This is a genomic window from Pseudomonas imperatae (genome assembly GCF_057128625.1).
Genome location: NZ_JBSKHP010000013.1, coordinates 50695 through 61921 on the forward strand (window position 1 = coordinate 50695; position 11227 = coordinate 61921).

The 11227-nt window shown below is 70.5% G+C and carries 1 protein-coding gene; it reads left to right on the forward strand.

The genetic code is table 11. The features are described 5' to 3' along the window. The first annotated feature begins 395 nt into the window (after positions 1-395). Positions 396-11171, forward strand: a complete 10776-nt coding sequence (locus ACWKWX_RS17555) for an amino acid adenylation domain-containing protein (RefSeq protein ID WP_483828460.1) — start codon at positions 396-398, stop codon at positions 11169-11171. Positions 11172-11227 lie beyond the last annotated feature (56 nt).

Consider the following 11227-nt stretch of genomic DNA (forward strand, 5'->3'; position numbering starts at 1 on the left):
AAGGCGCATGCCTGGATTGTTGTGGCGCCCTCAAGATCGAGCGCCGCCTGACGCGCAACCCGGCTCCTACCGTTTGTTTCGGGCCAGTTATGCCAGTGCCATCACCTTGTCCTCTTTGTTTTTTCACTGCCGATCTGTGTTGGTGTCAACAAAGCGGACGCAGGGGCCTCACAGACAAAACTGGCCCGAAACAAACGGTAGGAGCCGGGTTGCGCGTCAGGCGGCGATGCGCCGCGCGGGCGGCGCTCGATGTCATGAGGCATGCAAATCTCCCGGCAGGCCCATTGCCGCCCTGACTTGATCCCATTACCCACCCTCCCAAAACCCCGCTAAATTCCCCCACCCCCCCTTCGTCCTTCAAAGACACCAACGACACGGTCGAGAGACGGGACGACATGAACCAATTCATCGAAAATCAGGACGACGAACTGCTGGCGCTGCTGCTTGCCGAGGAAGCGGGCGAGCCAGGCATTCCCAGGCGTCCCGATGAAGGCAGTGCGCCCCTGTCGTTCTCCCAGCAGCGCCTGTGGCTGCTGCACCGCTACGACCCGGCCGCGGCCCAGTACAACCTGCCGCGGGCGCTGCGCCTGGAAGGCGAGGTGGACGTGGCGGCGCTGGAGCAGGCGTTCCAGGCGCTGATCCAGCGCCATGAAGTGTTCCGCACTCGCTTCGTCGAAGTCGACGGCCAGCCGCGCCAGGTCATTGAGCCCCACGTGAGCTTCCAACTGCACCGCGAAGAGAAGGTCGACTGCAGCCAGATCAACGCGCGTATCCGCGCCGAAGCAGCCATTCCGTTCGTGCTCGACCGCGCGCCGTTGCTGCGTGCCACGCTGCTGTCGTGCGCCGACGAGTGCGAGCAGGTGCTGCTGTTCACCCTGCACCACATCGTTTCCGACGCCTGGTCCAACGCTATCCTGGTGCGCGACCTGTCGGTGGCCTACGCCGCCGCCCTGGGCCAGGCCGACGCGCGCCTGCCGGTGCTGGAGGTGCAATACGCCGACTACGCCGCCTGGCAGCGCCAGCGCTATGAACAGGGCCACGCCCAGGCCGCTGCCGACTACTGGCGCGGCTACCTGGGCAGCCACCTGCCGGTGCTGAACCTGCCGATGGACCACCCGCGCCCGGCCATCCAGGGCCACCGCGGCGAGTCGCTGCAGGTGCAGTTGCCCGACGCCCTGCTGGCGCGCCTGCGGGCGTTCTGCCAACAGCAGGCATGCACGCCTTTCGTGCTGTTGCTGGGCGCCTGGCAGGCGCTGCTGGCGCGCCACAGCGGCCAGGACAGCTTCGCCGTGGGGGTTCCCAACGCGGCGCGCAACCAGCGCGAGATCCAGGAGCTGGTGGGCTTCTTCGTCAACACCCAGGTGTACCGCGCCGACTTCAGCCAGCCGCTCAGTGCCCGCGACCTGTGCCGGCGCCTGCGGGCCGAGGCCATGCAGGCGCTGGAGTACGCCGACTACCCCTTCGAACTGCTGCTCGACCACCTCCAGGTAGAACGCAGCCTCAGCCACAGCCCGGTGTTCCAGACCCTGTTCAACCTGCGCAACCAGGACGACAGCACCCGCCTGCAACTGCCGGGCCTGAACGTGGAAGTGATGACGCTGCCGAGCGTCACCGCCAAGTTCGACCTGTCCCTGGACGTGGCCCTGGGCGAGCACCTGCTGTGCACCCTGGAATATGACCGCGACCTGTTCGCCGCCAGCACCATCGCGCGGCTGGCCGGCCACTACGAACACCTGCTGGACTACATGCTCGACCACCCCGATGCTTGCCTGGACGACGCGCCGCTGCTTGGCCAAGCCGAGCGCGAACAACTGCAGGCCTGGAGCCAGGGCGGCGCGGCCCACGCCATGAGCGCGCCGGTGCACCGCCTGTTCGAACAGCAGGCGGCGCTGCGCCCGGACGCCCTGGCAGTGCTGTTCGACGACCGCCAGCTGACCTACGCCCAGCTCGACACCCGCGCCAACCACCTGGCCCTGCTGCTGCGCCAGCGCGGCGTGGGCGCTGACGTAATGGTGGGCGTGGCCGCCGAGCGCAGCCCCGAGCTGGTGGTGGCGCTGTTGGCCATTCTCAAGGCCGGCGGCGCCTACGTGCCCATGGACCCCGACTACCCGGCCGAACGCCTCAAGCACATGCTCGATGACAGCGGCATCGGCCTGCTGCTGACCCAGGCGCGGGTGCTGGCCAAGCTGCCGCTGGCCGGCCGCGCGCTGGACGTGCTCGACCTCGACGCCCTGGACCTGCGCCAGCCGGTGGCCCTGGCACCGGCCGCGCTGGACGCCGAGCACCTGGCGTACGTGATCTACACCTCCGGCTCCACCGGCAAGCCCAAGGGCGCCGGCAACAGCCACGGCGCGCTGTTCAACCGCCTGGCGTGGATGCAGCAGGCCTATGACCTGAGCGCTGCCGATAACGTGCTGCAGAAGACCCCGTTCAGCTTCGACGTGTCGGTGTGGGAATTCTTCTGGCCGCTGATGACCGGCGCCACCCTGACCCTGGCGCTACCCGGCGAACACCGCGACCCGGCGGCGCTGATCCGGCGCATCCGCCAGCAGGGCATCACCACCCTGCATTTCGTGCCCTCGATGCTCCAGGCGTTCATGGCCGAGCCCGACGTGGCCCGCTGCACCAGCCTGCGCCTGATTGTGTGCAGTGGCGAGGCGCTGCCCGCCGACCTGGCCGCGCGCACCCTGAAGGCGCTGCCCAACGCCGAGCTGGTCAACCTCTATGGCCCCACCGAGGCGGCCATCGACGTCACCCACTGGACCTGCCGTCTCGACGGCCGCGACAGCGTGCCCATCGGCCGCCCCATCGACGGCCTGAGCACCCAGGTGCTGGACAAGCGCCTGCAACCGGTGCCCATTGGCGTTGCTGGCGAGCTGTACCTGGGAGGCGTCGGCCTGGCGCGCGGTTACCACCAGCGCCAGGCCCTGACCGCCGAACGCTTCGTGCCTGCCGCCGACGGCAGCGGCCGCCTGTACCGCACCGGCGACCTGGTGCGCTGGCGCGAAGGCGGCATCATCGAGTACCTGGGGCGCCTGGACCACCAGGTGAAAATTCGCGGTTTGCGCATCGAGTTGGGCGAAATCGAAGCCTGCCTGCTCGAATCCGGGCTCACCCGCGAAGCCGTGGTGCTGGCAGTGGACGGCGTGGCTGGCTCGCAGCAGCTGGTGGCCTACGTGGTCGGTGACAGCGGCGTCGAGGCGCCGCTGCGCGCCTGGCTGGCCGAGCGCCTGCCGGACTTCATGGTGCCGGCGCACCTGATCAGCCTGGCGCAGATGCCCCTGAGCCCCAACGGCAAGCTGGAGCGCAAGGCGCTACCACTGCCCCAGGCGCAGGTGCAGGCCTACGTGGCGCCCCAAGGCGAGCGTGAAACCGTCATGGCCGGCATCTGGCAGCAGGTGCTGGGCCTTGAACAGGTGGGCGCCAACGACAACTTCTTCGAACTGGGCGGTGACTCGATCATCGCCATCCAGGTGGTCAGCCGCGCCCGCCAGGCGGGCCTGCTGCTGGCCCCGCGCGACCTGTTCCAGCACCAGACCCTGGCGGCCCTGGCCCAGGCGGCCCGACAGGCCGAAGCCCCGCAAGTGGAGCAGGCCCCCGTGACCGGCGCCAGCCGCCTGCTGCCGTTCCAGACGCGTTTCTTCGCCACCCAGATTGCCCAGCGCCAGCACTGGAACCAGTCGGTGATGCTCGGCTTCAACCGCACCATCATCGGCGAACACCTGCGCCAGGCCCTGCACCTGCTGCTCGAACATCACGACGCCCTGCGCCTGCGCTTCGACGCCCAGGGCCAGGCCCAGCACGCCGCCCCCGGGCAGAACGTGCTGTGGCAAGTGGCAGTGGCCGACCAGGCTGAATTGGAGGCCGCGACCGAACAGGCGCAAAACAGCCTCGACCTGCTCAACGGCCCGCTGCTGCGCGCCGTGCAGCTGCAACTGTGGGACGGCAGCCAGCGCCTGTTGCTGGTGGTGCACCACCTGGTGGTGGACGGCGTGTCGTGGCGCATCCTGCTCGAAGACCTGCAGCTCCTGTGCCGGCAGCTCGCCGACGGCGCGCGGCCGCAGTTGCCGCCGCGCACCACCGCCCTGCGTGACTGGGCCGATGCCCTGCACCGCCAGGCCGGCAGCGCGCAATTGGCCGCGGAGCTGTCCTGGTGGCAGGCGCAGCTGGCCGACAACCGGGTTGAACAGCTGGTGGCCACGCCCCAGGCGCAGGCCTGCCAGCGCGACCTGCAAGTGATCGAGACCGGCCTGGATGCCGAGCGCACCCGGCAGTTGCTGCGCCAGGCCCCGGCGGCCTACCGCACCCAGGTCAACGACCTGCTGCTGACCGCCCTGGCCCGCGCCTGGCAGCGCTGGAGCGGGCAGGCGGCGGTGCATGTGGAACTGGAAGGCCACGGCCGCGAGCAGGAGTGGGTCGACGGCGCCGACCTGAGTCGCACCGTCGGCTGGTTCACCAGCACCTACCCGCTGCGTCTGCAGGCCGCCAGCGACATGGGCGAGTCGATCAAGGCCATCAAGGAACACCTGCGCCAGGTGCCCAACCGCGGCATCGGCCATGGCGTGCTGGCCTGGCTGTCGCCCCACGGCGAAGCCCTGCGCGCGCTGCCGGCGCCGCGCATCACCTTCAATTACCTGGGCCAGTTCGACCAGAGCTTCGGCGACGACGCGCTGTTGTACCCGGCTGCCGAAAGCAGTGGCCGCAACAGCGACCCCGAGGCGCCACCGGGCAACTGGCTGAGCATCAACGGCAGCATCAGCGAGGGCTGCCTGCGCCTGGCCTGGAGTTTCGCCCCGCAGTGGTTCAGCGCCCCGCAGGTGCAGGGCCTGGCCGACGCCTGGCAGCTGGAACTGCGCAGCCTGATCGAACACTGCATCAGCCCCGCCGCCGGCGGCCTGACGCCTTCGGATTTCCCCCTGGCGCGCCTGACCCAGGCGCAGCTGGACAACCTGCCGGTGCCCGCCGCGCAGATCGAGGACATCTACCCGCTGTCGCCGATGCAGCAGGGCATTCTGTTCCACAGCGTGTTCACGCCCACCGCTGGCGCCTACATCAACCAGCTGCGGGTGGACGTGCAGGGCCTGGACCTGGCGCGGTTCCGCGCGGCCTGGCAGGCGGCGCTGGACGCGCACCCGGTGCTGCGGTGCGGCTTTGCCTGGGAAGGCGAGGGCGACGCGGCGCTGCAGATCGTGCACCGCCACGTCAGCCTGGTGCTGGAGCAGGGCAGTGCGGTCGAGGACGCGGAGCAGGTGGCCCGCGCCGAACGTCAGCGCGGCTTCGACCTGCGCCGGCCGGCGTTGATGCGCCTGCGCCTGGTGCGCCTGGCCGACGGCGGCCAACAGCTGATCTGGACCTGCCACCACCTGCTGCTGGACGGCTGGAGCCAGTCGCAGCTGCTGGGCGAGGTGCTGCAACGCTACGCCGGCCAGGCGCCGAGCCGCAGCGCCCCGGCCTACCGCGACTACATCCAGTGGCTTGGCCAGCGCCCCAGCAGCGAAAGCTTCTGGCGTGCCAACCTGGGCGAGCTGCAGGAGCCGACCTACCTGACCAACCTGCTGGCCTACGAAGGCAACGGCGACAGCGGCCAGGCCGAGGTGCAGGTGCAGCTCGACGCTGCACGCACCGCGCAGCTGCAGGCTTTCGCCCGCCAGCGCCACGTGACCTTCAACACCCTGGTGCAGGCCGCGTGGCTGTTGCTGCTGCACCGCTACAGCGGGCAGGCCACCGTGGCCTTCGGCGCCACCGTGGCCGGGCGCCCGGCGCAGCTGCCGGGCATCGAACAGCAGCTGGGGCTGTTCATCAACACCCTGCCGGTGGCGGCCACGCCGCAGCCGCTGCTCAGCGTCGACGCCTGGCTGGCCCAGGTGCAGCAGCTCAACCTGGACCTGCGCGAGCACGAGCACACGCCGCTGTACGACATCCAACGCTGGCTGGGCTACAGCGGCCGTGGGCTGTTCGACCACGTGCTGGTGTTCGAGAACTACCCCGTCAGCGAAGCCCTGCAGCAGGGCGCGCCAGCGGGGGTGAGTTTCGCCAACGCGCGCGCCACCGAGCAGTCCAGCTACCCGCTGATGCTGATGATCAACCTTGCCGAGCAACTGCACCTGCGCTTCACCTTCGACCTGGCCAGCTTCGACCGCGAGGCCATGGCGCGCCTGGCCGGGCACTTCCAGCACCTGCTGCTGGCCATGGCCGAGGACGCCGCACGGCCGCTGGCCGAGCTGCAACTGCTGGGCGATGCCGAGCGCCAGCAACTGCTGCAACGTGGCGTGCAGGGCGGCCCGGCGCTGGCCGCCGCCAGCCTGGTGCCGCTGTTCGAGCGGCAGGCCGCGCAGGCGCCGGCCAGCCTGGCGCTGATCGCCAGCGACCAGACCCTGGACTACGCCGCGCTCAACCGCCGCGCCAACCGCCTGGCCCGCGCCCTGCGTGCCTCCGGCGTGCAACCCGACGACCGCGTGGCCGTGGCCTGCGAGCGCGACAGCCAGCTGCTGGTGGCCTTGCTGGCGGTGCTCAAGGCCGGTGCCGCCTACGTGCCGCTGGACCCCGAATTCCCCGCCGAGCGCCTGGGCCACATGCTCGCCGACAGCGGCGCGCGCCTGCTGCTGACCCAGCAGCACCTGCTGGCCGAGCTGCCCGCGCACCCCAACACCTGGTGCCTGGACCGTGACCAGGCGCTGTGGGCCGACGAGGACGCCAGCGACCTTGCGCCTGTTACCCAGCCGCAGCACCTGGCCTACGTGATCTACACCTCCGGCTCCACCGGCCGGCCCAAGGGCGTGGCAGTCAGCCACGGCGCGTTGCTCAACTTCCTCGAAAGCATGGCTGAGCAACCGGGCCTGGCGGCGGGCGAGCGCATGCTGGCGCTGACCTCGCTGTCATTCGACATCGCCGGCCTGGAGCTGTACCTGCCGCTGACCCGTGGCGCCAGCGTGGTGCTGGTGGACCGCGACAGCGCCCGTGACCCGCAGCGCCTGTGGGCGGCCATCGAGCAGCACCAGGTGCGCAGCATCCAGGCCACGCCATCGACCTGGCGCATGCTCGCCGACCACCCGCAGCTGGCGGCAAAGCTTGCCGGGCGCCAGGTGCTGTGCGGCGGCGAAGCGCTGCCTGCCGACCTGGCCCAGCGCCTGATCGCGGCGGCTGGGCACGTGTGGAACCTCTACGGCCCCACCGAGACCACCATCTGGTCGGCGCGCCGCCGCCTCGACCCGCAGCAACCGCAGCCGTGGCTGGGCGAAGCCATCGCCCACACCGGCCTGTATGTGCTGGACGCCTACCTGCAACCGCTGCCCCAGGGCGTGGCCGGCGAGCTGTTCATTGGCGGCCAGGGCCTGGCCCGCGGTTACCATGGCCGCGCCGACCTGACCGCCGAGCGCTTCGTGCCGGACCCGCAAGGGCACGGCCGCCTGTACCGCACCGGCGACCTGGCGCGCTGGCGCGCCAACGGCCAGCTGGAATACGTGGGCCGTATCGACCAGCAGGTGAAGGTGCGCGGCTTCCGCATCGAGCTGGGCGAAATCGAAGCGCAGCTGCTGCGCCAACCTGGCGTGCGCGAAGCGGCCGTGGTCGCCCGCAGCGTGGGCCAGGGCCAGCAACTGGTGGGCTACGTGGTCGGCGAGGCGCTGGACCTGAACGCCCTGAAGGCCGCGCTCAAGCAGCAGCTGCCCGACTACATGGTGCCGGCGCAACTGCTGCAGCTGGCCGCCATGCCCCTGACCCCCAACCGCAAGCTCGACCGCAAGGCCCTGCCGGCACCGGACTGGCAAGGGCAGGCGTACCAGGCGCCCGAAGGCCCTCGCGAAACCCTGCTGGCCCAGATCTGGGCCCAGGTGCTGGGGCTGGACAAGGTCGGCGTGCTGGACAACTTCTTCGAACTGGGCGGCGACTCCATCGTCGCCATCCAGGTGGTGGGCAAGGCGCGCCAGGCCGGGCTGGTGTTCAGCCCCAAGGCACTGTTCGAACAGCCTACCGTGCGTGCCCTGGCCGCTGTGGTTGAAGCCGTGGCGGCCAGCACCGAGGACGACGCGCCGCTGCTGGTGCTCGACGACGCCCAGCGCGCGGCCTTGCCGGCCGGCGTCAGCACGGCGCTGCCGCTGACGCCCATGCAGCACGGCATGCTCTTCCATCAACTGCTCGACAACCGCGACGGCGTGTACGTCAACCAGCTGCGGGTGGACGTGGAAGCGGTGGACGCCGAGCGCCTGCGCCACGCCTGGCAAGCGGCGCTGGACGCCCATGACAGCCTGCGCACCGGCTTCTGCTGGCAGGGCCTGGACACCCCGCTGCAATGGGTGCAGCCGGCGCTGACCCTGCCGTTGCAGGTGCTGGACTGGCGCAATGCTTTCGACAGCCAGGCCCTCGACCGCCTGGCCGCCGACGACCAGGTCCGCGGCTTTGCCCTCGACCAGCCACCGTTGCTGCGCCTGACCCTGGTGCGTTGCGACGAGCAGCGCTACCACCTGATCTACACCCACCACCATATCCTCATGGACGGCTGGAGCACCGCGCAACTGCTGGGCGAAGTGATGCAGCGCTACCTCGGCGAGGCGCCGCCGGCCAGCCCCGGCCGCTACGGCGATTACTTGCGCTGGCTGCAGCGCCGCGACCCGGCCGCCACCGAGCAGTTCTGGGACCAGCAGCTGGCAGCGCTGGAGGCGCCCACGCGGCTCGCCGACTGCCTGGTGAAGCCCCAGGGCGGCGAGGGCTTCGGCCAGCAGGAAGTCCACCTGCCGCTGGCCGCGCTGGCCGCGTTCGCGCGCAGCCGCCAGGTCACGGTCAACACGCTGCTGCAGGCGGCCTGGGCCATCGTGCTGCAGCGCTACAGCGGCCAGCCGGCGGTTGCGTTTGGCGCCACGGTGGCGGGGCGGCCGCCGGAGCTGCCGGACATCGACCGGCAGCTGGGGCTGTTCATCAACACCTTGCCGGTGGTGTCAGTGCCCGCGCCGCACCTGCCTGTCGGCCAATGGTTGCAGCAGGTGCAGGCGCAGGCCGTGGCCTTGCGCGAATTCGAGCACACGCCGCTGTTCGAACTGCAACGCCGCCATGGCGACGGCGAGGCGCTGTTCGACAGCCTGCTGGTATTCGAAAACTTCCCGGTGGCCGAAGTGCTGGAGCGCGCCGACAGCCCGGTGCGCTTCTCGGGCGCGGGCATCCAGGGCAACACCAACTACCCGCTGACGCTGATGGCGTCGTTGGGCGACAGCCTCAAGCTGGCGTTCAACTACCGCCGCAGCCATTTCAGCGAACTGGCCGTGCAGGGCCTGGCCAGCCAGCTGCAGACCCTGCTGCTGGCGATGCTCGAAGACCCGGCGCGGCCCCTGGGCGAGCTGCCGTTGCTGGATGCCGCCAGCCAGCGCGCGCTGGTGCTGGACTGCAACCGCAGCGCCATGGCCTACGACCCGGCGCACAGCCTGCACCAGTTGATCGAGGCGCAGGCAGCGCGCAGCCCCGACGCGGTGGCAGTGATCGCCGACGACGGCCAGCTCACTTATTCGCAACTCAACGCCCGGGCCAACCGCCTGGCCGGCTACCTGCGCGAGCAGGGCGTGGGCCCGGACGTGGCGGTAGGCATCGCCCTGGAGCGCGGCGCTGCCTTGCCGGTGGCCTTGCTGGCGGTGATGAAGGCCGGTGGCGCCTACGTGCCCATGGACCCTGAATTCCCCCGCGAGCGCCTGGCGCACATGCTCGAGGACAGCGGCCTGAGCCTGCTGCTCAGCGAGCGACGCCTGCTGGCGGCGCTGCCAACCACCCAGGTGCCGACCTTCTGCATGGATGACCTCGACGGCCTGGCGCACTACGCTGCCGACAACGGCCCGGCGGTGAGCCACCCCGAGCACCTGGCCTACGTGATCTACACCTCCGGCTCCACCGGCAAGCCCAAGGGCGTGGCGGTGCGCCAGGGCGGGCTGGTCAACTTCCTGCACAGCATGGCCGCCGAACCGGGCCTGACGGCGACTGATCGGGTGCTGGGGCTGACCTCGCTGTCGTTCGACATCTCGGCGCTGGAGCTGTACCTGCCGTTGCTGGTGGGCGGCGCCGTGGTGCTGGTGGAACGCATGGCGGCCAAGGACCCGGCGCGCCTGCTGGAGGTGATCGAGCAGCATGGTGTCACTGTGATCCAGGCCACGCCGTCGAGCTGGGGCATGCTCGCCAGCCACGAGGGCTTCAGCCGCCTGCACGGCAAGCGGTTCTTCTGCGGCGGCGAGGCGCTGTCCACCGAACTGGCCGCGCGCTTGGGCGAACAGGCGGCGCAGCTGTGGAACCTCTACGGCCCCACCGAGACCACCATCTGGTCGGCGCTGAACCGCGTGCACGGCCGCCCGGACCTGGGCGGGCCGCTGGCCAACACCCAGCTGCACGTGCTCGATGACAGCCTCAACCCGGCGCCGCCGGGCGTGGCCGGCGAGCTGTACATCGGCGGCGACGGCCTGGCGCGGGGTTACCACGCGCGCCCCGGGCTGACCGCCGAGCGCTTCGTCGCCGACCCGTTCAGTGCCAGCGGCGCGCGCCTGTACCGCACCGGCGACCTGGCGCGGCGCCGCGCCGATGGCGTGCTGGAGTACCTGGGACGTATCGACCAGCAGGTGAAAATCCGTGGCCTGCGCATCGAGCTGGGTGAAATCGAAGCCTGCCTGCTGGCCCAGGCTGGCGTCGCGGACGCTGCCGTGGTTGCCCGCGAGTCGGCCTACGGCAAGCAGCTGGTGGGTTACGTCACCGGTGTCGACGACAGCCGCCTGGACGCGCTCAAGGCGCAGCTGCGCCGCGACCTGCCGGACTACATGGTGCCCGCGCAACTGCTGGCGCTGCCGCGCATGCCGCTGACCCCCAACGGCAAGCTCGACCGCAAGGCCCTGCCGGCGCCGGACTGGCAACCGCGCGACTACGTGGCCCCGCGCACCGGGACCGAGCAACTGCTGGCCGACATCTGGGCCCAGGTGCTGGGCCTTGAGCAGGTGGGGGTGACCGACAACTTCTTCGAACTGGGCGGCCACTCGCTGCTGGCCACGCAGGTGTTCACCCGCCTGCAAAGTACCTTGCAGGTGTCGTTGAGCCTGCGCCAGGTGTTCGAAGTCGCCACCGTCGCCGAGCTCGCCGAGCTGGTCGACGCCGCCCGCGCCCCGCAACCCACCACCGACCTGGACGACCTGATGGCCCGCCTGGAGGCCCTTTGACGCGCATTACCCCGTAGCCGCTGCCGCCAGGCTGCGCTGGCCCTCGAACCACGCTG